At 64.3% G+C, this 22,139-nt stretch carries 19 protein-coding genes; 11 read left to right on the top strand and 8 right to left on the bottom strand.

The annotated features are described in order from the left end of the window. The first annotated feature begins 107 nt into the window (after positions 1 to 107). Positions 108 to 1,337, top strand: a complete 1,230-nt coding sequence (locus tag I6F16_RS13450; RefSeq protein WP_225112945.1) for a glycosyltransferase family 87 protein — start codon at positions 108 to 110, stop codon at positions 1,335 to 1,337. A 109-nt stretch (positions 1,338 to 1,446) separates the two neighbouring features. Then, entirely contained in the window at positions 1,447 to 1,659 is a 213-nt protein-coding gene (locus I6F16_RS13445) for a hypothetical protein (protein ID WP_036041262.1), read from the top strand. Positions 1,660 to 1,881: 222 nt separating this feature from the next. Here I6F16_RS13445 and I6F16_RS13440 read toward each other — a convergent pair whose 3' ends face one another. Together I6F16_RS13440 and I6F16_RS13435 are read right to left on the bottom strand one after the other, a co-directional pair. Beyond that, a complete protein-coding gene (locus I6F16_RS13440; RefSeq protein WP_225173808.1) occupies positions 1,882 to 3,108 on the bottom strand; it encodes a glycosyltransferase family 87 protein in 1,227 nt (408 codons plus the stop codon). Positions 3,109 to 3,182: 74 nt separating this feature from the next. Next, the gene (locus I6F16_RS13435; protein ID WP_225112943.1) at positions 3,183 to 4,781 is read right to left on the bottom strand and encodes a glycosyltransferase 87 family protein; all 1,599 of its coding nucleotides are present in this window, start codon (positions 4,779 to 4,781) and stop codon (positions 3,183 to 3,185) included. A 441-nt stretch (positions 4,782 to 5,222) separates the two neighbouring features. Here I6F16_RS13435 and I6F16_RS13430 point away from each other — a divergent pair, with 441 nt between their 5' ends. Beyond that, the gene (locus I6F16_RS13430; protein ID WP_057028549.1) at positions 5,223 to 5,903 is read left to right on the top strand and encodes a TetR/AcrR family transcriptional regulator; all 681 of its coding nucleotides are present in this window, start codon (positions 5,223 to 5,225) and stop codon (positions 5,901 to 5,903) included. Between the two features lie 34 nt (positions 5,904 to 5,937). On the opposite strand, the gene I6F16_RS13425 is transcribed toward I6F16_RS13430, so the two are convergent. The 3 genes from I6F16_RS13425 to I6F16_RS13415 all read right to left on the bottom strand — a co-directional run bounded on the left by I6F16_RS13425 (position 5,938) and on the right by I6F16_RS13415 (position 9,095). Further along, a complete protein-coding gene (locus I6F16_RS13425; protein ID WP_225149232.1) occupies positions 5,938 to 6,849 on the bottom strand; it encodes an EamA family transporter in 912 nt (303 codons plus the stop codon). 231 nt (positions 6,850 to 7,080) lie between these two features. Then, positions 7,081 to 8,517 carry a pyruvate kinase gene (pyk, locus tag I6F16_RS13420; RefSeq protein WP_036021924.1) on the bottom strand — a complete coding sequence of 479 codons (1,437 nt, stop codon included), beginning with the start codon at positions 8,515 to 8,517 and terminating at the stop codon, positions 7,081 to 7,083. After that, positions 8,514 to 9,095, bottom strand: a complete 582-nt coding sequence (locus I6F16_RS13415) for a DUF1036 domain-containing protein (protein WP_035998649.1) — start codon at positions 9,093 to 9,095, stop codon at positions 8,514 to 8,516. The genes pyk and I6F16_RS13415 overlap by 4 nt, the downstream gene beginning before the upstream one ends. 154 nt (positions 9,096 to 9,249) lie before the next feature. Here I6F16_RS13415 and I6F16_RS13410 point away from each other — a divergent pair, with 154 nt between their 5' ends. The 3 genes from I6F16_RS13410 (at position 9,250) to I6F16_RS13400 (ending at position 11,877) form a co-directional block, all read left to right on the top strand. Further along, positions 9,250 to 9,555, top strand: coding sequence for a DUF1244 domain-containing protein (locus I6F16_RS13410; RefSeq protein ID WP_035998652.1), 306 nt, complete (start codon positions 9,250 to 9,252; stop codon positions 9,553 to 9,555). Between the two features lie 196 nt (positions 9,556 to 9,751). Then, complete coding sequence (locus tag I6F16_RS13405; RefSeq protein ID WP_018641571.1) at positions 9,752 to 10,024, top strand: DUF2312 domain-containing protein; 273 nt, start codon at positions 9,752 to 9,754, stop codon at positions 10,022 to 10,024. An 86-nt stretch (positions 10,025 to 10,110) separates the two neighbouring features. Continuing rightward, positions 10,111 to 11,877 carry an adenylate/guanylate cyclase domain-containing protein gene (locus I6F16_RS13400; RefSeq protein WP_035998656.1) on the top strand — a complete coding sequence of 589 codons (1,767 nt, stop codon included), beginning with the start codon at positions 10,111 to 10,113 and terminating at the stop codon, positions 11,875 to 11,877. Between the two features lie 49 nt (positions 11,878 to 11,926). Here the strand turns inward: I6F16_RS13400 and I6F16_RS13395 are convergent, their stop codons facing one another. The 3 genes from I6F16_RS13395 to I6F16_RS13385 all read right to left on the bottom strand — a co-directional run bounded on the left by I6F16_RS13395 (position 11,927) and on the right by I6F16_RS13385 (position 17,831). Next, positions 11,927 to 13,534, bottom strand: a complete 1,608-nt coding sequence (locus tag I6F16_RS13395) for a DUF882 domain-containing protein (protein WP_225112941.1) — start codon at positions 13,532 to 13,534, stop codon at positions 11,927 to 11,929. Positions 13,535 to 13,818: 284 nt separating this feature from the next. Beyond that, positions 13,819 to 15,987: a L,D-transpeptidase family protein gene (locus I6F16_RS13390; RefSeq protein ID WP_225112940.1), complete on the bottom strand. Its 2,169-nt coding sequence runs from the start codon at positions 15,985 to 15,987 to the stop codon at positions 13,819 to 13,821. A 347-nt stretch (positions 15,988 to 16,334) separates the two neighbouring features. After that, the gene (locus I6F16_RS13385) at positions 16,335 to 17,831 is read right to left on the bottom strand and encodes a sigma-54 dependent transcriptional regulator (protein WP_225112939.1); all 1,497 of its coding nucleotides are present in this window, start codon (positions 17,829 to 17,831) and stop codon (positions 16,335 to 16,337) included. A 127-nt stretch (positions 17,832 to 17,958) separates the two neighbouring features. On the opposite strand from I6F16_RS13385, the gene I6F16_RS13375 reads away from it, so the two are divergent. The 5 genes from I6F16_RS13375 (at position 17,959) to I6F16_RS13355 (ending at position 22,128) form a co-directional block, all read left to right on the top strand. Continuing rightward, positions 17,959 to 19,896 (top strand): M3 family oligoendopeptidase, encoded by a 1,938-nt coding sequence (locus tag I6F16_RS13375; protein WP_225112937.1) that lies wholly within the window; start codon positions 17,959 to 17,961, stop codon positions 19,894 to 19,896. An 81-nt stretch (positions 19,897 to 19,977) separates the two neighbouring features. Further along, the gene (locus I6F16_RS13370; protein ID WP_225112936.1) at positions 19,978 to 20,202 is read left to right on the top strand and encodes an AbrB family transcriptional regulator; all 225 of its coding nucleotides are present in this window, start codon (positions 19,978 to 19,980) and stop codon (positions 20,200 to 20,202) included. A 12-nt stretch (positions 20,203 to 20,214) separates the two neighbouring features. Then, positions 20,215 to 20,610 carry a type II toxin-antitoxin system death-on-curing family toxin gene (locus I6F16_RS13365; protein WP_074447732.1) on the top strand — a complete coding sequence of 132 codons (396 nt, stop codon included), beginning with the start codon at positions 20,215 to 20,217 and terminating at the stop codon, positions 20,608 to 20,610. Positions 20,611 to 20,707: 97 nt separating this feature from the next. Beyond that, complete coding sequence (locus tag I6F16_RS13360; protein WP_035998674.1) at positions 20,708 to 20,860, top strand: aa3-type cytochrome c oxidase subunit IV; 153 nt, start codon at positions 20,708 to 20,710, stop codon at positions 20,858 to 20,860. Between the two features lie 140 nt (positions 20,861 to 21,000). Next, positions 21,001 to 22,128: a Re/Si-specific NAD(P)(+) transhydrogenase subunit alpha gene (locus I6F16_RS13355; protein WP_036021943.1), complete on the top strand. Its 1,128-nt coding sequence runs from the start codon at positions 21,001 to 21,003 to the stop codon at positions 22,126 to 22,128. The last annotated feature ends 11 nt before the right edge of the window (positions 22,129 to 22,139 follow it).

Here is a 22,139-nt window from a genome sequence, read left to right as displayed (position 1 = left end):
CGGGAATTCGGCGCGGGGCGTTGGACGATCGGGCTTAAGCCTCCTTCAAGTCACTCGGGTGTATGGCTTGGACGCATCCGCCTCACATCATCGCGTAAGGAAGCCGCATGGCCGAAGCCTCCTCCGTTCCGCCTGCAATCGGCCGTCACGGTGCGGTCCCAGCGATCCTCGTCAACATCTCCTTCGTGCTGGCGATCGTCACGCTGGCGTATTTTCCGACGGCCTATCTCGCCCATCTCTGGATCTTTGACGCCGACGGGCGCGGCATCCCCACTGATTTCGTCAACGTCTGGGCGGCCGGAAGACTGGCGCTCGAGGGGCATCCCGCGCAGGCCTGGGATTGGGACATTCAGAAGCAGGTCGAGCTTGCGCTGCTCAAGCAGGATTTCGTCGGCCATTTCGCCTGGCACTATCCGCCGCCCTTCCTGTTCGTCGCGTCCTTCCTCGCGCAATTTCCCTATACGGTGGCGTTCATCGGCTGGGCCGCGTTCAGCATGGTGCCCTATCTCGCCGTGATGCGCGCCATCATCGGGCGCAACGCGGGCTTGGTAATTGCGGTTGGATTTCCGGCCGCCTTCCTCAACATCCTGGTCGGGCAGAACGGTTTCCTCACGGCCTCGCTGATCGGCGGCATGCTCTATCTGCTGCCGACGCGGCCGGTGCTGGCCGGCATCTGTCTCGGCCTTCTCAGCTACAAGCCGCAATACGGTCTCTTGTTTCCGCTGGTTCTCTTCGCCGCCGCCGAATGGACCGTGCTGTTCACCGCCGCGATCGTCACCGTCGTCATCGCTGCAACGTCCTGGTTCGCCTTCGGCACCGAAAGCTGGCAGGCATTCTTCCACTGGATTCCGATGTTCTCTCAGGCCTTCCTGACCGAAGGCCGGGCGCCCTGGTTCAAGATGCAGAGCATCTTCGCGCTGGTGCGCTATGTCGGCGGCACCGAGCAGCTCGCATGGATCTTCCAGTGGGTGTTGACCGCTTCTGTGGCCGTGGCGCTGGTCGTGGTGTGGCGGAGCCGGCTGCCCTACGCCCTCAAGGCAGCGATGCTCGCGACCGCGGCGCTGCTGACGACGCCCTATCTCTTCATGTACGATCTGGTCGTGCTGGGCATCGCCGTGGCCTTCCTCATCCGCGCCGGGCTCGATGAAGGTTTCGCACGCCACGAGGTGATGGCGCTTGCGCTCGTTTTCGCGCTGCTTGCGAGCTTCCTGTTTCTCGGGCAACCGGTCGGCTTCCCGGCGATCCTGATCGTGTTCGGGCTGATCCTCGGACGCTGCGCAGCCTGGCGGAGTGCCGAGACCGCATCGGCGCAGCTCGCTCTCACGCGAACGAGCTGAGGAACTCGGTCACGCTCTGATCGGATTTGAGACGCTAGAATTGAAAGACTTTTGGGGCCGAAGAACTGGTACGCTGCCAATGTAGGCGAAATTCCCGCGAGAGAGTACCATGGACGCAGAGCCAGCCGCGAGATTCAAACAACATATAGAGCGGAGCATTGAGGAGCTATCCCGGGCGCTCGCGCTTGCCCAAGAAGCCTCTTCAGCAGAAGAGTTCCTGAGATTGAGAACGTCGGTCGGCGATATCATCGCTCGAATAGACACCATGCTTCACGACAACATTTACAATAATCATCCCAAGCTGGATGGGATGAAAGGGTGACAGGTATCGCCCGCTTTGGGTCCAAAACGGTCTGCCGGCTGAAAGCCGGAGATTGTCGGCTGAGCGCCGGAAGCGAAACGCGGCTCCCAATTTACTGAAGCTTCGCGCTCATTTGATGCACAACCGATGGATGTTGCGCCTTCGCACGAGGGATGTCCGCGCGTGAGAACGCTGCTCAAGAATGCCCTCGTGATGGCGTCGCGCAACAGGAAATGTCGCCACTCAAGCTAACGCTGGCGACGTCACTGACGAGGCTTGCTTTGATCTATCATTGGACAACCGCCACAGCAGACGAGCGGCGAACAAGGGGAGGATCAGTAAAGCAATCGGTATTTGCGCGAAGCCGAATGGAAACATCAGAATAGGCAGCATCCACAACGCAAGCGAAAGAATTTGATCGGCGAATGCTTCGTTTCCGCGCTGACGCAGAAGCGCGACAATCCATCCGAATACGACCATGTCGTAGTTCATGATCCAGGGTGAAAACAAGAAGGTGGCGAAGAGCGCTAGTGAGAGGACCGGATCGCGCTTGCGCCAGAACGTCCAAACCACCGCACCGACGGCGCATACCGACGCCGCTCCTTGCACCACCCAGGCCAAATCAGCCGGAAGACCCGCAAGGCGGGCGTTGATCAAGGCTGAGGCAACGATCGGCCAGCCCATGATACCTGCCACGTCGAGCAGTTCGTGCTGTTGCGGCAAAACTTTATGCCAATATGCGATCCAGATTTCTGGCCCAAACCATGCTGCAGTCGCGGCGACAAGCGACACCGTCATGACGACGGCTGAACCAATGACTCGCCAGTGCCCTCCCAGCACCAGCACGATCGGAAGCAGGAGTCCGAGTTGCGGCTTGATAGTCAGCATACCAAACAAAATTCCAGCGAGTATCGGCCGCCGCTCGAGGTTTGCCAGACCGCCGATCAAGAGCGCAGCGGTCAAGAAGCCGTTTTGGCCGAGGAATACGTTAACCGTGACGGCAGGTGCGACGGCCAGAAACACCCAGTATTTTCGTTCGACACCACATGATGTTGCCGCCCAAACATACAGGGCAAGCCCGGTGACGCACCACACAATGTACGACGGCAGAAAACCGAGCAAACCAAAGGGCCAAATGAAGAACAGAAGATGCGGCGGATACGACCAATACAGAGGTGCCAAATCGGGAATGCCGCTCACCTTCGCTATCGCAGCCATGTAGGCGCTGGTATCAAACCAGTCCGCAGGGCCGCCGGAAAAAGCCGATCGGCCGCCTATCCAAGTGTTCAGAAAATCTCGACCAACCGGAAAGCCGCCTGGGTCAAGTACGAACGATGGGAACGACTGGGCTGCTGCCAGTTGGAAGTCAAATATGACAACCGCCAGCAGAATGGCCGCAGCGACCACGGTGAGGGACGCGTAGATCCTTACTGATGCTGGATTGTCTGTGCCGAGCTTGCCATGACTCATTGTACGCTCAAAGGGTAAGGCCTCTGTTCGAGAGGCGCGATGGTTCTCAAGTTTGAGTTCCGCGCGGACGGCGACTAATGCGCAGTCCGCGCGATCAGCGGGCAACTTTCGATCACCGTGCCGGGGCGGGCGCCCTCAATGGTGACGCAGGGCCGGGAGCGATCGATGGTGAGCTCGTAGCGATCCAGCAGCGCGCTGCGGTCCGGATCGCCGCGCATGTGCAATTCGCGGACGCCGCCGGGCAGCGGCGTCTTCAGCCCGGCGCGAATGCGCTGGTCGAAGATGCCGCCGGGGACGATCGGCACGGCGATATCGGCGAGCAGGTAGAAGCGCGATTGGGAGGGCAGCTGCGGCGCGATATAGGCCAGTGGCTTGCCGAGGATGAAATAGGTCGCGGGCTGATCGAGCTCGTGGGCGATCTTCGGCCGGTAGACGTCGGACCAGGGGCGGTGCCACCAGTCCGCCGGCTGCGACCACGCTGCGATCGCGACTGCGAGCGTCAACGTCAACACGGCGAGCGGACGAGGGGACGCCGTCAGCGATGACGGTCCGGTGCTCGCGGCGAGGCGCGTGAGCAGGAGAACGATCAGCGGACCGCACAGGAGCTCCAGAACCACCGCATAGCGCTGGATCGAGAACAAGCCGAGCCATGCGAGGTAAGAGGCCGCAAACAGCACAACCAGCTGCACGTCACCCCGGGTGAGGATCGCGCTCTTGCGCCTCGCGCGGACCCACAGGCCGAGCACGAGCAGGACCATCACCACCGCGAAGCGCGCGTCGCGGAACGGATGCTCCGCGCCTCGGTGGTCGCCGATCAGCCAGTAGAAGGGGTAGGCCAATGCGTCGAGCACGCCATGAGGCATGAACTGCGCATCCATCAGGTTGACGCCGGCCACCTCGCTCGACTGGAACAGTGCATTGAACAGCGGGAAGATCGGATTGCCGGTGTCGCGCCACGTGATCAGGCACCATACCCCGCCGGTGAGCGCCGCGCCGGCCATTCCGCCGATGCCAAGAAGCGTGATCGCCCGCAGCGGACGCGCGGAGACGATCAGCGCCGCGGCAGCGCCGATCGCGTAGACGACATTGGTCAGCTTCAGCCCGACGGCGGCACCGATCAGCAATCCCGCGAGCAGGACGCAGATCGCCGGTCGGCGATCCGCCACCAGGATCAGAAGGCAGCCGCCGATCACGGGCAAGGCCAGCAGCACGTCGGAAAAGCTCGTGCCGACTTCCGAGAGCGTCATCGGACCCGAGGCAGCGATGACGACCACTGCTGCGACCGGCGCGATGGTCGCGGCCTGGCGCAGCACCAGACGTGCGAACAGGCAGATCAGCGCGAGGTTGAGGCCGTGAACGGCGCCGATGATCATCAGCCCATAGGGCGCCGGCAGCACATGGCGGAGATAGTAGACTGGGAAATAGACGAGCGGATTGAAGTAGGTCTGAAAGCCCGGCGGGACCACATCGACGCCATAGCGGCCGTTGAGAACGGCCCAGACATTGTATTCGTGGTAGTTCTGCCAATCCCAGTTGACGTCTTCGCCCATCGCCAGGGTGTAGAGCGCGCCCGCCAGCATCGCGCAGACGACAACGGCGATGGCTGCAAGCGCATTGCCGCGCTGCTTCGCCCTCCACGACCGCCGCAGCCTGTCGGCCGCGGGAAGGGACATGACCTCTCGCGGATCGGAAGAAATCGCCGCGCGTTCCAGCATCAAGGCGCCATATGCGCCGGGAACATCAGGAGCAGAGCCGGGTCGCTGAACCGCAGAAAGCCCGCTCGTGAAACGCATTGCCGAATTCCAATTTACAACCGTAGGACTACGGGTAGCCAGTTAAGGTTGCATGAATCTTTGCGAGAATTTTCTGATTTGACACCTAGAGATTGTGGATGTCGGAAACGGGAACGAGGGCGGAGTGCGTTGCAGAACGAAGCCCACGCGCCCGCCGACGCAGCTTGACGCCTCCGTCCGCCCACCATGACGCCCCACGCATTTGCATCTTGTCATTCACCCTGAATAGTTGTTCAGTCCTTGCGGGGCGATTTGCATCTATTGCGTGAGAAGCGTTCGGCCGCAGGGCGTGCGGCCGGCGTGTGGGACAGGAAGCGCGCCATGGTTTATCGGCGGACGCATCAAGTGGTGAAGCGCCTTGCGGCGCGGCGCAGCGCCATTCTGGCGGCGGCGCGGGAGGCGGCGGCGGAAGGCGGGATGGCGGCGGTGCAGATCGCGCCGGTCGCGGTCCGGGCCAATGTCGCGGCCGGCACCGTCTACCGCTATTTCCCCTCCAAGGCCGAGCTGATCTCCGAGCTCATTGCCGAGGTCTCCCGCGACGAGCTCGCGGCGATCCGAAGGGCGGCCGATGCCGCGCCGGGGCCGTCCTCGGCGCTGGCGGCCGCCGTGACCACGGTGGCGGTGCATACGCTGTCGCAGCGCAGGCTGGCCTGGGGCATCCTGGCCGAGCCGGTCGATGTCGATGTCAGCGCCTCGCGCCTTGCCAGCCGGCGCGAGATCGCCGGCGAGATCGCCTCCCGGATCGACGCCGCCGTGCGTGCCGGCCATCTGCCGGCGCAGGACACCGCGCTTGCGGCCACCGCCTTGCTCGGCGCGCTGCATGAGGCGCTCGTCGGCCCGCTCGCGCCCGACAATCTCGATGATCCCGTCAAGATGCGCGATGCGGTGCAGACCGTGACCCTGCTGGCGCTGCGCGCCGTCGGCGTCATGGACGCTCGTGCCCGCGGCCTCGTGGTGCAGCAGACGCTGCTGCCGACGACCAAGGCACTGGTCGGCGCCTGAGCCGACCCGCCACCGGGATCGCCCGGGCCCGCTGTTATCCTGCTACATCAGCATTTTCCCGGCCGGACTGATCAACCCCGGTGGGACGCTTCAGAAGAATGAGCCCGGCGGTCACAATGAGGACGGCTCCGGCGATCGTGGAGCCTTGCGGGATATCCTTGAAGACAAGATAGCCGATGGCTGTGGAACCGAGCAGTTCGAGATAGACCAGCGGCGACAGGGTGGACGCTTCGGCGAAGCGAAATGCCGCGATGGACAGGACATGACTGACAGCAGAGAGCGCACCCAAAGCCAGAAAGAACATGACAGCGTCCCAGGCCGGTGTGGCCCAAGTGAAGATGGCTTGTGGCGTCAGGAGCACCATGCCGACGACACACTGGAAGGCGAGCGTCTTGACGGGATCGCTGACCAGAGAAGCCTGCCGCGTTGCGATCAGATAGAGCGCGAACGTTAGCCCGGCGCCGAGCGCCAGCAGGATGCCGGGCTCGATGTCGCCGTCCGGGCGCAGAATGACGATGGCGCCGGTGAAGCCCAGCGCCAGGCTCGCGATCTTTCGTTGCGTCAAACGCTCCTTCAGGACCATGGCGGCGAGCGCGACCGCGATGACCGGCCCCACGAAATAGGCGCTGACGGCTGTAGCCAGCGGAACGGTCGCGATGGACAGGAAGTAAAGTGTCATCCCGGTGACGAGGAACACCGTCCGCAGCATATGGGAGGCGCGCCGTTCGGCGGGAAAGATCTCTCCTTTGTACCTGATCGCGGCCACCGGAAGGACGACGGCGCTTGCCACGGCGTAGCGCGCCCAGGCGATGAAGAGCGGCGAATAGTCGGCGCTCAGATATTTGGCGATCCCATCGACCAGCGGGATCGAAAGCATCGCGGCCGCCATGAGCACGATGCCCAGCGTCGGGCGGGCGCGGGCTTCGGATTCTACGGTGGTGGCCATATAACCGGTTCCTAGCGATAGCGGCCTGGTGCAGCAGACGCTGCTGCCTGCGAACACGGCGCTGGTCGGGACCTGAAGAAATCGCGCCGCGAGCCAAAAGGCGACCTGATCGCGCTCAGGCCATTGCCCGAGCGTGCCTTTTCGCAAAACCCCGGCAAGACCGGCCAGAGTGGCCGGCTACTGTGCATGGGGTTGTTTTTCGACTTTTTGTTTGGCCGCCCCCGGCGGGCCTCACATGTTGGCGTCGCCCTCGGGGCCGACCGAGGCGATGCGCACCATGTTGGTGGTGCCGGGGATGCCGAGCGGCACGCCGGCGACGATGATGACGCGCTGGCCGGCGCGGACGAAACCGTCGCGGAAGGCGATCTGGCCGGCGCGGCTCACCATGTCGTCCTGGTCGCGCGCGTCCTCCGCCACCACGCAATGCACGCCCCAGGCGACCGCGAGCCGGCGGCCGGCGGTGATGTTCGGCGTGATCGCCACGATCGGCGGCTTCGGCCGCTCGCGCGCCACGCGCACGGCGGTCGAGCCCGATGAGGTCCAGCAGATCAAGGCCGGCAGGTCCAGCGTCTCGGCGATCTGCCGCGCGGCGTCGGCGATGGCATCGCCCGCGGTGGATTCCGGCGCCGGACGTTGGGCCATGATCACCGAACGGTAGGTCGGATCGCGCTCGACCTCCTCGCCGATGCGGTTCATGGTCGAGACCGCCTCGACCGGGAATTTGCCGGCCGCCGATTCCGCCGACAGCATGATGGCGTCGGCGCCCTCATAGACCGCGGTGGCGACGTCGGAGACCTCGGCGCGGGTCGGCACCGGCGACTGGATCATCGATTCCAGCATCTGGGTCGCGATCACCACCGGCTTGCCGGCGCGGCGCGCCATCCGCGTCATCTGCTTCTGCAGGCTCGGCACCCGCTCCAGCGGCAGCTCGACGCCGAGGTCGCCGCGCGCCACCATCAGCGCATCGGAAGCCTCGATGATGTCGGCGAGGCGGTCGATTGCCTGCGGCTTCTCGATCTTGGCCATCACGGCGGCCCGGCCGCGGATCATCTTCTTGGCCTCGATCACGTCGTCGGCGCGCTGCACGAAGGACAGCGCGATCCAGTCGACGCCGGTGACGAGGGCGGCCTCGAGGTCGGCGCGGTCCTTGGGCGTCATCGCCGAGACCGGCAGGTCGGTGTCGGGCAGGCTGACGCCCTTGCGGTCGCTCATCTTGCCGCCGACCACGACACGCGTCACCGCATGCTCCTTCGAGGTCTCCTCCGCGATCAGCCGCACCTTGCCGTCGTCGAGCAGCAGCGCATGGCCGGGCCTGAGCGCCGCCAGGATCTCCGGATGCGGGAGCTGGACGCGCGTGGCATCGCCGGGTGTCTTGTCGGAATCCAGCGTGAAGGTCTGTCCGTTCTGGAGCTGGATCGCCCCTTCGGCAAAGGAGCCCAGTCTCAGCTTCGGGCCCTGCAGGTCGACCAGGATGCCGATCGGCCGGCCGTAGCTGCTCTCGACGTTGCGGATCGTCGCCACCAGCTCCCGCATCTTGTCATGCGGGGTGTGGCTCATGTTGATGCGGAACAGGTCGGCGCCGGCCTCGAACAGGCGGCGGATCATCGCGAGGTCTGAAGAGGCTGGTCCCAGGGTCGCGAGAATCTTGATACGGCGAAGGCGCCTCATGGCTTATTTCCAGACGGGGGTGGCAGGCCGGGCGAGCCCGGGGGCGTAGCACCGGGCGGGCTATTGGGCAAACCCGGAACGCCGCCCGGGCCCACCGGGCCGGGCAGGCCAGGCACGCGCTGCTGCGCCGGCTGTTCGTTGGCGTCGGTCAGCTGCACCGTCCAGGCGCGCTGCTCGCCGGTGTCGACCTCGAAATAGCCGGTGCGGTCATAGCCGCGGGCCAGGCAATCCTCGGTGCCGCGGATGGTGAACTCCTTGTCGCGGGAGCACATGAAGGCTTGGCCCGACCATTCGCCGCCGCGGTCGTAGTCGATGGCGTAGATGTAGTAGTACCGGGCGACCAGCGTGCCGCGCAGCAGCGTCTCGCAGGAACGGGACGAGATGTTCCACCAGCCCTCGGTGGTCCAGCCCTCGGCGTCCTTGTAGCCGAGCGCGATCCCGACCCGGCTCGACGTGTTGTTGCAGAGGCGGAAATCGGCGGAGGCCGGGCCGGCGTAGAGGCACGCCAGGGCGACCACCAGCACCGGGACCAACCGGGCGAGCAGGTAAAGCGGGGAGCGGGGAGATTCGGCAGTCATTGTCGCGGAAGCTATACCAGATCATTGACGATTTGGCGTTGGGCCGGGGGCGGCCGGGCAGTGGCCCCTTTGCGCCGCGATATGGCAAAATCTGTGACAAGACCCACCTGATCCCGTAACCCTGCCCCGGAACGGACCTTGAGGAAAGACAGCCATGGCAATCGACGACAAAACCAGAACGGAGCTCGAGGCGGCCGCTTTTCGGCGCCTGGTCGAGCATCTGCGGAGCCGCACCGACGTCCAGAACATCGACCTGATGAATCTGGCCGGCTTCTGCCGCAATTGCCTGTCCAACTGGCTCAAGGACGCCGCGGACGCCCAGGGCGTCGCCTTGAGCAAGGACGAGAGCCGGGAAGCCGTCTACGGCATGCCCTATGAGACCTGGAAGGCGAAGCACCAGGGCACGGCCACGCCCGAGCAGCTCGAGGCGATGAAGAAGGTCCATCCCCACGGGCATTGAACGGCCCATCGCCGAGCCCTGAGTCGCACCACACAACAGCTTTCTATGCGTCGGCGCAGGAAGGTGTGGGCGCGCTGTGGACGAGCGTGATGCTTGCTTGAACGCTGGGAGCGCCGACCCTAAGGGTCTACCCAGCACGCGCGGTGAGGGATGCCGGCGTCACCTCGTTTTTGCCAGTTCCATTGGGAGTACCAAGATGGCCACCTCCGCCGCCGTCCGCGACGACGAGCCCGCGACGAAATTCGCCAAGGACCAGCTCAAATCCATCATCGAGCGCATCGAGCGGCTGGAGGAAGAGAAGAAGGCGATCTCCGACGACATCCGCGACGTCTATGCCGAAAGCAAGGGCAACGGCTACGACGTCAAGGCGCTGCGCACCATCGTGCGCCTGCGCAAGCAGGACCCCAACGAGCGCGCCGAGGCAGAGACCATCCTCGAGACCTACATGCAGGCGCTGGGGATGCTCTGAGGCGCCCCGCCCGGTCGGCGTTGCAGCGCACCAAGCTTGGGCAAAATCTCGGCATCTGCTAGGTTGCTCGGTGAAGGGACCGAGCGATGGATGTGCCGGGACCAGAGCGCAGGCTTGCCGCGGTTCTCGCTGCCGACATGGTCGGCTTCAGCCGGCTGATGGAGGTCGACGAGGCCGGCACCCTTGCGCGCCTCAAGACCCATCGTGTCGAGCTCATCGATCCCGCCATTGCCAAGAATCGCGGCCGTATCATCAAGACGACCGGCGACGGCATGCTCGCGGAATTCCACAGCGTCGTCGATGCCGTGCTATGTGCGGCCGAGGTTCAGCGCCGCATGGCGCGGCGCAATGCCGACGTCCCGCCGCCGCGGTGGATCCAATTCCGCATCGGCATCAATCTCGGCGACGTCATCGTCGATCAGAACGACATATTCGGCGATGGCGTCAACGTCGCGGCGCGGCTGGAGACGCTGGCCGAGCCCGGAGGAATCTGCGTCTCCGGCGCGGTGCGCGATCAGGTCGGCGACCGGCTCGACGGCGTTCAGTTCGACGATCTCGGTGAACAGAGCGTCAAGAACATCGCCCGTCCAATCCGCATCTTCCGCATTCGGCTGGCGGAGGGGCCCGCAAGCCTGCCTGACGGGTCCAATCGTGCTCTGACGCCGCCGGGTGTTTCGAAGAAGCCGTCCATCGCCGTGCTGCCGTTCGCCAATATGAGCGGCGATCCGGAGCAGGAGTTCTTCGCTGACGGTCTCACCGAGGACATCATCACCGAGCTTTCGCGCTTCCACGACCTGCTCGTCATCTCCCGCAACTCGACGTTCGTCTACAAGGGAAAGGCCGTAAAGGTCCAGGACATCGGCCGTGAGTTCGGAGTCGACTATGTCATCGAGGGCAGCGTTCGCAAGGCCGGCGAGCGCGTCCGCGTCACCGTGCAGCTGATCGATGCAGAGACCGACCGCCATATCTGGGCCGAACGTTACGACCGCGAGCTCCGGGATATCTTCGCCATCCAGGACGAGATGACCCGCGCGATCGTGGCGACGTTGCCGGGGCGAGTAGAAGCCGCAACGCACGACCGCACCAAGCGCAAGCCGACCGACAACATGCCCGCTTACGAATGCGTGCTGGCTGCAAAGCTCCTGCATCATCGATCAACCCGCGACGACAACGCTCAGGCGCAGACGCTGCTCAACCGTGCGCTGGCGATGGATCCGAACTATGCCCACGCTCATGCCTGGAAGGCATGCGTGCTCGGTCAGTGCTGGATCTATGGCTGGTGCGCCGACCGCGAGGCGACCTTCGAGCAGGTTGCTTCGGAGCTGGAAATTGCGTTGGCGCTCGACGACAACGACGCGGACGTACACCGAATTCTCGCCGCGCTGAATCTGACGCGACACGACTACGAAAAGGCCACCTATCACCAGGAGCGTGCACTCGCCCTCAATCCGAACTACGACCTCGTCGTCGTGCAACAGGGAGAGCTTCTGACCTGGCTGGGCCTGCCGGAGGAAGGCATCGACTGGATCAGGAAAGCGATGCGTCTCAACCCCTATCATCCCGAGCGCTTCTGGAGCCATCTGGGCCGCGCCTATTATTGCGCGGAGAAATACGCCGAGGCCGCCGAGGCGTTTTCAAGGATCACGCGCCCCGACTATACCCATCATGCGTTCCTGGCGGCGACATTCGCGCAGATGAAGAACGCGATCGCGGCCGGCGCTCACGCCGCCGAGGTCTTGAAGCGCGAACCGGGATTCTCGGTGGCAGCTTATCTTGCGACGCTGCACTACAAGCGCGAGCCCGACCGGCAGCGTCACGAGGCCGGCCTCATCGCGGCCGGCTTGCCGGCTTGATCGACCCCGGGCAAGGACGAACAGAGAGAGCTTTGCTGGTACAGAGGACTCAGCGCAGCGCGGCGGTGCGCACGACGAACGACGTCGTCTCGAGCTTTGCAGTCGCGCTGCCCGAAAAATTGTCGCAGGACAGGCCCTGCATCGGGTCGTCGGAGAAGCCCATCGCGATCACCGAGCGCGGCTTGACGAAATAGCCGCGCAGCGCCGCGGTATCGAGCTCGCCCATCAGCGTCACCGACATCGCGTGGCTGGCGCTCGGCGACAGCATCACGATCTTGAGCCAGATGCTCTCGCCCTTGGCCGCAGACAGGCGGGTCGCGGTTGCGACCCTGCCGTCGACGCTCTTGCCGACCACGCTGTTGATCTCCGGCGCCTGAGCCACGCTACGGGGGCGGGTGGTGCGCGGGATCGGCGCCGAGGCGGCGACGACATTGCCGCGGTCGACCGGGGACGCCGCCGGCGCGTAAGCCAGGGCTTGCAGGGCCGCGTTGGACACGCTCGCGGTCGGTTGCGGATCGGTGGCCGCGGCCAGCGCCTGGCGCGCCTTCAGCGCGGCGACCTGCGCCGGCGTCGCCTGCTGCGGCGTGGCCGGAACGTCATCCCAGAAGCCGCGCGCATTGATGATGTCGGCCGGGGTCTCCGGCTTTCCGTCAACAGGCTTGCCGGAAGCGGGCTTGTCAGCCACGGGCGCGGGCTTCGGCTTGGGCGGCGCGACGATCTGCGCATCGGCCGACGCGAGCTGGATCGCGGCGGCGATCTGCGGCTTGGCGCGCGGCGTCGGCACCGGCTCGGCGGGCTTGGCGGCGGCTGCGACGACGGTCGGTGCCGCCGGCTTCGCGGCCGGGGCGGGCGCGCCCTCGTCATCCTCGTCGCTGGCGGCCGAAGCTGCCGGCTTGCTCCTGAACAAGGCTGCGAAGAAATTCGGCTTGCTGCCGGCATCATCGCCGTTGCCGCGCCGCTCGATCTCGGCCTTGGCGAGCTCATAGTTCTTCAGCGGCACGCCATCGGTCGGCAGATGCACCGTCTTGCCGTCCGGGAAGACGCGGGCGAGCTGGTCATGCGTCATCCGCGGCCAGTGCCGGACGCTGCCGGTGTCGAGGTGCACGAAAGGCGAGCCGGAGGTGGGATAGAAGCCGACGCCGCCGCGCTGCAGGCGCAGGCCGGCGAAGCGGATCTGCTCCAGCGGTACGCCGGGGATGAAGAAGTCTATCGCATGGCCCAGCATGTGCTGGCTGGCGCGCGCCACGCCGGAGGAGCGGCGGCGGAGCATGGCGTTGGTGGCGGGGGAGCGATAGGAGGAGATGATCTGAATCGGCTGCTTGCCGTCGACGTCCCGATAGACTTCCCAGAGGATGTCGAACAGGCGACGGTCCATGACCGTCTGTTCCTGGGTACGCCAGTCGCGCAGGAAGTGGTTGAGCTGCTTCAGCGCCGCCTCGTCGTAGCGCCCGTCGCGCTTGAAGGTGACGGTGAGGTCTTCGCCGGAATGGGTGTGGTGGAACGAGAGCGTCTTGGTCTCGTTCAGAGCGGCGGCGTCATGAACCGAACCGGCGGCCGCAAGCAGCAATGCAGCCGCAAGGCCGATCCGGGATCCGGCCTTCACGCCCGCATGGGACAACGACAGCACAACGAATTGGCGTGCGAGACCAGTCAGCACGTATGAGCCCACCCAGTCGACGAGCGTTCAAATGGACTCTCCCGCCAACCCCGTTAGCAGCGCGAAAGAGGATGAACGCTTTCTTAAAGCGAGAAGGTTAATTTGAGGTTGACCTTCTCGCCCCCAAACCAAGTCAGATTACGATCCTAAGCGGTTGACTGTGGCAAAAAAACGCCCGCCGCCCCATCGCAGGTCGCAGCATGGTTAACGTCAACAACCCCATCCTGGGGACGGGGTCGCTGATTTCCTTGCAGAATTTCAGGAAAACGAGTGCGGGACGGGCGTCAGCGGGTAAACACCCGCTGCTGTTGCGGACGGCGGCCGACCGGTGCCGGCGGCACGGCCTGGGTGGGCGCCCCGAACAGCCGCTCGAAGAAGTTCGGCCCGGACGAGCCGAAGCCGCTGCCGTTGTTGGCCACGGCCACTCCGGAGGGCAGCGTCGTTGCCGGACGCGAATAGCTCGGCTGGGAATGCGCCACGACGGCCTCGAGGTCCTTGCCGCGGTTGTTCTTCAGGACGTTGATCATGGCCGCGTCGCGGCCATAGACGTCCTTGCGGAACTGCAGCTTGCCGGCCTCATCCACGAACGCGGTCTGATAGGTGATGTTGACCGGGATTGGGGTCGGGAATTTCAGGTCGATCTCGCTTTTGCCGTACATGCTGCGGATGCGCTCCGGCGTGTACTTCTCGTTCGGCATGACGATGTTGAGCAGAACGGAGGCGTACTGATCCGGATTCTGCACGCGCATGCAGCCATGGCTGAAGGCGCGCTCTTCCTTGGCGAACAAATGCTTGTCCGGCGTGTCGTGTTGATAGACGAGGAACTTGTTCGGGAAGTTAAAGCGGATGCGGCCGAGCGCGTTGGCTTCGCCCGGCGGCTGCGAAATGTGCACCGAGCCGTCGCGGTTTTGCTCAAGCCTCAGGCCCATGCGTTGAAGCACGGTCGGGTCCTGCTGCAATGCCGGCAGGTACTCGTTGTAAACGATGGATGGCGGCACATTCCAGGTCGGGTTCACCGTGATGTACTTCATCGTCTCGGTGAGGAGCGGGGTGGCTTGCTTGCCCGGCTTGCCGGTGACGACGCGTGTGGTCCAGACCTGCTGGCCGCGTTGCATCACTTTCAAAGTGAAATCGGGAATGTTGAGGATGACATAGGCATCACCCAGCGACGGCGCGCCGAGCTCGCGCGGCAGCCAGCGCCAGCGTTCCATGTTCACCAGCACCACGTCGATCTGCTTGTCGCGCTTGGGGGTGTTGAGCGCCTTGACCGTCTTGTCGTCGAGGATGCCGGTCGCCTTCAACTCGGCGCCGCTCTGGAATTTGCGCACGGCTTCGGCGACCGCCGCGTCATAGCGGGTGTCGCTCGCGTTCTCGGCGAGGCCGAGCTTGGCGCGCAGTTGCGGCACGCGCGGATCTTCCACGACGATCTCAGCCTGCTTCTTGCCGGCAGGGGTGTATTTCAGCGCAGGGCCGTCGGCGATCTCGATCACCGGACCGCTGCCCTGGCCGCGCAGCTCGGCGAGCTTGGCCTTCAGCTCCTTGTAGAGCTTGTGCGGCGGGTTGTAACTCTCGAGCGCCGCGGAGGCGTCCGCCGCCGTCGTGACCTTGGCGAGCACTTCGCCGGGATCGACCGGATGCTCGGGATAGAGAATGTCGCCGCCGGCCTGCGACCAATGCATGCGGCCGCTCTGGGCGTGGCGGGCATAGTCGAACATGCTGGCGGTGAGCTTGAGCTCGGCATCAGCCAGCGCATCGGGGGTCGTGGCGGCGAAATCCGGCACCGGATAGTCGGCGGGATTGAGACCGTCGGACGCCGCGTCCTTGAGCCGTGCGATCACGCCCTTGGCCGCAGCAGTCAGGTTGCCGCCTTGCGTCCAGACCGGCGCGAAGTCGCGCGCGCCATAGAACTTCTCAATCGCTGCACGCTCGTTCTTGCGGTCGAAATGGCGCGAGGTCTTAGCGCCGATGATGTCCTTGAGCTTGTCCGCGACCGGTTGGTCGGCGGTGGGCACGTTGCTTGCGGCCTTCACCGGTTCGGCGGCCGGTGCTGCGGGAGCCGCCGGCGTGGCCGTTGCGGTGTCGGCCTTGGCCGGCTCGGTTTTCGCAGTCTCGCTCTTCGGCGCTTCCGGCGCGGGTGTGGTGGCAACGTCGGAGGGCTTGGTCTCCACCTTGTCCGCCGTGGGCGCGACGTTCACCTTGGCGGAATCCCTTGCGACGTCCTTCGTGGAATCCTGCACCGTGGCGGTGGTGTCGAGCTTGATGTCGGCTGCAGTCGGGGGCGGGACGTTTGCCGGTTCGGGGCGCGGGATCGCGGCTTCGATCGCGAGTTCCGCGGCGCTGCTGCGCGGCAGATCCTGCGCCAGGGCCGAGCTGGCCGACACCGTGAGGAAGGTCGCCGCGACCGTCATCAAGACACGGTCAAAGCCCACACGGTGGTTCAAACAGTCACGCATTGTGTCGCACCCCTCGGGTGAACTGTTCCTTCATGGAACAGCTCGTTATCGCTTATTGGTGTTTCGGCTAAACCGCGCCGGCCTCTCGAAAGTTGCACGCCTGCACGCAACGATTCTGACGCAGACGATATACAGGCCCCGATTTTGCGGCCAGCGCTGCCCGGGGCAACTCACGACAAACTGACTTCAAGGGAGCCTCTTGGCAACGGATTGTACGCTTCTGCCACGCGCTTTTCCCTCTGTCTGTCACTTCCAAGTCACGGTTCAGATCGCAGACGAATTCCGTCGTCACGCGAACGGCTTAGAGCGATCTCGCACCGCCGCGCGAAGCTTCGTTCGCACTGGGCTCAATGCGTCTCCTCGCCGCTTTTGCCGCCATGCCCGGGAACCCCGGCCTCGTCGAGTTTGCGGTAGAGCGTCGAGCGGCCGATTTTGAGTCGGCGAGCCACTTCGGACATCTGGCCGCGATAATGCGAGATCGCGAAACGGATGATCTCGTTCTCCATGTCCTCCAGCGGGCGGACATCCCCGGTCGCAGTGAGCATAGACAGCGTTCCCACCGCGGGGAGCGGGGCGATTGGTATTTCATTACCCGACACTACGGAGGGCGTCGCCGCCGGCTCGAGCAGCAACGGAGCGGTCGGAATATCCGTGACGGGATGCGCTTGCGAGGCGAGCAGAGGGAAGTCGCCGAGACCAAGCTGGTCCCCGTCGCTCATCACCACGGCGCGATAGACCGCGTTCTCGAGCTGGCGGATGTTGCCGGGCCAGTCGAGCTGGGCAAGATGGGCCACCGCCTCGCCGCTGATCCCGGTGATCGGGCGGCTCTCCTCGGCGGCAAAGCGCGCGATGAAATGCCTGATCAGGTGCGGGATATCCTCACGCCGCGCGCGCAGCGAGGGGATCGTCAGCGGCAGCACGTGCAGCCGGTAGAACAGGTCTTCCCGGAATTGTCCCTGCTTCACCCGCTCCAGCAGCTTGCGATTGGTGGCCGAGATGATGCGGACGTCGACCTTGAGCGGCTTGCGGCCGCCGACCGATTCCACGGCGCCTTCCTGGAGCGCACGCAGCAGCTTTACCTGCGCCGTCAGCGGCAGCTCGCTGACCTCGTCCAGAAACAGCGTGCCGCCATGAGCCTCGACGAACTTGCCCGTGTGCCGCTCGGTGGCCCCGGTGAAGGCGCCCTTCTCATGGCCGAACAGGATGGACTCGACGAGGTTGTCGGGAATTGCGCCGCAATTGACCGCAACGAACGGCTTGGCCTTGCGCTCGCCGCTGCCATGGATGGCGCGCGCGAACATCTCCTTGCCGACGCCGGACTCGCCTTCGATCAGCACGGGGATCGCGGAGTTTGCCGCCTTCTGGGCGGCGCGCATCACGCCCGTCATCGCTTCGGAGCGGGTGATGATGTCGGAGAAGGTGAGCCGTCCTTCGCGGCTGTGACGGATGCGCTGCAATTCCCCCTTGAGCGCGGACGTGTTGAGCGCGTTGCGAAGCGAGACCTGGAGCCGCTCGACGCCGACCGGCTTGACGACGAAATCGGCCGCGCCCGCGCGCATCGCGGAGATCACGTTGTCGATACCGCCATGAGCGGTCTGCACGATGACGGGGACGCTCAGGCCGGCTTCGCGGATCTTCGCCAATACGCCCATGCCGTCGAGGCCGGGCATGACGAGGTCGAGGATGACGGCGTCGATGGCCGGTCCGTCGGGGGCAGTGAGGGCGGCAATTGCGGCGTCACCGGAGTCCACGACGACCGTCTCATAGCCGCATTTCTGCACCATGTTCTCGACCAGCCGGCGGGCTACAGCGTCGTCGTCGGCGATCAAAATACTGGCAGCCATGGTGTTCCCCGCACGCTACTACTATCTGTCTCGAATCGGGGCACTCTGGCCGAAGCCCATTAACGCACGCTTAAACCTTGATGCCCCCGCCTGCCGCCGCGATTGTTGAACACAGGTTTCCCACACAATGAATTCGCGCTCCAAGTCCGCCTTGAACAAATCTGCCTTGAACAAGTCCGCTCTCAAGAAGTCCGCTCCCGGCAAGCCCGCTCTCCGCAAGCCAAGCACCAAAAAATCCGCCCCCAAGGCAAGGCCCTCCAAAGCTGCACCCTCCAAAGCTGCGAGCAAGACCGGCAAGCTTCCGGAGTGGAACCTGACCGACCTCTATTCCGGGATCGAGGCGCCGGAGGTGGCGCGCGACCTCGAGAGAATGGATGCCGACTGCGTCGCCTTCGAGACGGACTACAGGGGCAAGCTGGCGACAGGGACAGCAAACGAAGATGGCGGAAAGTGGCTCGCCGAGGCGGTGCGACGCTATGAGGCGATCGACGATCTCGCCGGCCGTCTCGGCTCCTATGCCGGGCTCGTCCATGCCGGCGACAGTGTGGACCCTGCGATTTCAAAGTTTTACGGCGACGTGTCCGAGCGGCTGACGGCGGCGTCCACGCATCTGTTGTTCTTCGCGCTCGAGCTCAATCGGATCGATGACGATATTTTGAATCGCGCGATGCAGGCCGCCGAGCTCGCGCACTACCGTCCCTGGATCGAGGATCTGCGCAAGGAGAAGCCGTACCAGCTCGACGACAAGCTCGAGCAGCTTTTCCTGGAGAAGGCGCAGACCGGCTATTCAGCCTTCAACCGGCTGTTCGATCAGACCATCTCCAGCCTCCGCTTCAAGGTCGGCGCCAAGGAGCTCGCGATCGAGCCGACGCTGAATCTGCTGCAGGATCGCGACGGCGCCAAGCGCAAGAGCGCGGCGGAGGCACTGGCGAAGACCTTCAAGGCCAATGAGCGCACCTTTGCGCTGATCACCAACACGCTCGCCAAGGACAAGGACATTTCCGACCGCTGGCGCGGCTTCAAGGACGTGGCCGATTCCCGCCATCTGAACAATCGTGTCGAGCGCGAGGTCGTCGATGCGCTGGTCGCCTCGGTGCGCGCAGCCTATCCGAAACTGTCGCATCGCTATTATGCGCTGAAAGCGAAATGGTTCGGCAAGAAGCGGCTGGCCTATTGGGACCGCAACGCGCCGCTGCCTTTCGCGGCGACCGATGTCATCGCCTGGCCGGAGGCGCGCAGCATGGTGCTGACGGCCTATCGCGGCTTCTCGCCCAAAATGGCCGATATCGCCGAGCGCTTCTTCACCGACCGCTGGATCGACGCGCCGGTCCGGCCGGGCAAGGTGCCCGGGGCGTTCTCGCATCCGACCACGCCGTCAGCGCACCCTTACGTTCTCATGAACTACCAGGGCAAGCCGCGCGACGTGATGACGCTCGCGCATGAGCTCGGCCATGGCGTCCATCAGGTGCTCGCGGCAAAGAACGGCGCGCTGATGGCGCCGACGCCGCTGACCCTGGCGGAGACCGCGAGCGTGTTCGGCGAAATGCTCACCTTCAAGCGGCTGCTGGCCCAGACCAAGAGCGCGAAGCAGCGCCAGGCGCTGCTCGCCGGCAAGGTCGAGGACATGATCAACACCGTGGTGCGGCAGATCGCGTTCTATTCCTTCGAGCGTGCGGTCCACACCGAGCGCAAGAACGGCGAGCTCACCGCGACGCGGCTCGGCGAGATCTGGCTGTCGGTGCAGGGCGAGAGCCTCGGGCCGGCGATCGAGATCAAGGCGGGCTACGAGAACTACTGGATGTACATCCCGCACTTCATCCACTCGCCGTTTTACGTCTACGCCTACGCGTTCGGCGACTGTCTCGTGAACTCGCTCTACGCCGTCTACGAGAACGCGGCCGAGGGTTTCGCCGAGCGCTATCTCGACATGCTCGCCGCCGGCGGCACCAAGCACTATTCCGAGCTGCTGCGGCCATTCGGGTTAGATGCGAAGGACCCAAAGTTCTGGGACGGCGGGCTCAGCGTCATCGCCGGAATGATCGACGAGCTGGAGGCGATGGGCTGACGCATTCGCCATCCGTAAAACATCCGTTGAACCGACTCGTTGGTTGTGTTATACAAGTGTATAACGCGCCGGAGGTCAGCCATGAAAATTGAGATCAAGAAGATCGGCAATTCGGATGGTTTGCTGTTGCCACGCGAGCTGATGCAGCGCCTCGATCTCAAGCGCGGCCAGCAACTGCATGTGGTGGAATTGCCTGGTGGTGGTTTTCAGCTGTTGCCCTACGACCCCGATTTCGAGCGGACGATGGAGATCGCCGACGAGATCATGGATAAGTATCGCGACACGCTCGCTACGCTCGCAAAATAGCTGGCGATGCGCATGAGCGATCCTCAGGAGCCGCTCTGGGTCACTTACGAGCAGGCTGTCGCAATTCATGGTCGACAGCTCCGGCGCTTCGGCGGTGCGCCGGGATTGCGCGACGAAGGCATGCTGCGCTCGGCGCTGGAGCGCCCGATCAACAAATGGCGCTCGGAACAGGCGCCGTTGGACGAACTCGCTGCAGCCTATGCATTCGGCCTCGCGAAAAATCATGCATTCGTCGATGGAAACAAGCGCATCGCCTTCATGGCCATGATGGCTTTTCTTCGCAAGAACGGCGTAGCTTTCAGCCCCGATCCCGCGGAAGCGACAACGATCATCCTCTCCCTCGCCGCCGGCGAAGTCAGTGAGGAGAGTCTGACGCGATGGATCCGGGACAATTGGAATTCCAAATGACCCGATTTGCGGGAAAACCCCGCCTCGGTGCCGTTGCCCTGTCTAAATCTTTCAGGTATCCCAGCCCGAGAATTCGACGTTCGACTGGGGACATTCCATGGCTGACCATAGCGAAGTGGCGTACACCACCGCCGACGGCAACGACTACGTTGCCCACGAGCAGACCTATGAGGGCTTCATCAAGCTGGTGAAGTACGGCACGGTCTCGGTCGCGCTCATCGTGATCCTGATGGCGGTCTTTCTGACCTGATCCATCGTCGGCTGCATCCGCCAACGCCGGCGGCTGCTCATTAAATTTGCATACAAGCCGGTTTCAAAACCGGTATCCAAACGTTGCGGGAGTAACGCTAAGTTCGCGTGCGCGTTTTTGTCCGCGTCGCCGGAGGGCCTATGAAGATCGCCGTTGCCAAAGAAATAGATCCGTCGGAGCCGCGGGTCGCCGCTTCGCCTGATACGGTGAAGAAGTTCAAGGCGTTGGGCGCCGAGATCGCCGTCGAGCCGGGTGCCGGCATCAAATCGGGCCTGCCGGATTCCGAATTCACCGCGGTCGGCGCCACCGTCAGCGCTGACGCGCTCAAGGACGCCGACATCATCATCAAGGTGAAGCGCCCTGAGGCATCCGAGCTGGCGCAGTACAAGCGCGGCGCCCTCGTCATCGCCATCATGGACCCCTACGGCAACGATGCCGCGCTGAAGACGATGGCCGATGCCGGCATCGCCGCCTTCGCGATGGAATTGATGCCGCGCATCACCCGAGCGCAGGTGATGGACGTGCTGTCCTCGCAGGCCAACCTCGCCGGCTACCGCGCCGTGATCGAGGGCGCCGAAGCCTTCGGCCGCGCCTTTCCGATGATGATGACCGCAGCCGGCACCGTGCCTGCCGCAAAGGTGTTCGTGATGGGCGTCGGCGTCGCCGGCCTCCAGGCGATCGCGACCGCGCGCCGTCTCGGCGCCGTCGTGACCGCGACCGACGTGCGGCCCGCCACCAAGGAGCAGGTGGAATCCCTCGGCGCGAAATTCCTCGCCGTCGAGGACGAGGAGTTCAAGAACGCACAGACCGCCGGCGGCTACGCCAAGGAAATGTCGAAAGAATACCAGGCCAAGCAGGCCGCGCTCACCGCCGAGCACATCAAGAAGCAGGACATCGTCATCACCACCGCGCTGATTCCGGGCCGCCCGGCGCCGAAGCTCGTCAGTGCCGACATGGTCAAGTCGATGAAGCCCGGCTCGGTGCTGGTCGATCTCGCCGTCGAACGCGGCGGCAATGTCGAGGGCGCCAAGGCCGGCGAAGTCGTCGACCTCGATGGCATCAAGATCGTCGGCTACACCAACGTTGCGGGTCGCGTTGCGGCGTCGGCCTCCAGCCTCTACGCGCGCAACCTGTTCTCCTTCATCGAGACCATGGTCGACAAGAAAGAGAAGAAGCTCGCCGTCAACTGGGACGACGAACTCGTCAAGGCTACCGCGCTGACGAAGGACGGCGCCGTGATCCACCCGAACTTCCAGCCGAAAGCCTAAGGAGAGATTGC

Source organism: Bradyrhizobium sp. IC4060 (genome assembly GCF_020193715.1).
Taxonomy (GTDB): Bacteria; Pseudomonadota; Alphaproteobacteria; order Rhizobiales; family Xanthobacteraceae; genus Bradyrhizobium; species Bradyrhizobium yuanmingense.
This window is presented reverse-complemented; position numbering and strand designations above follow the sequence as displayed.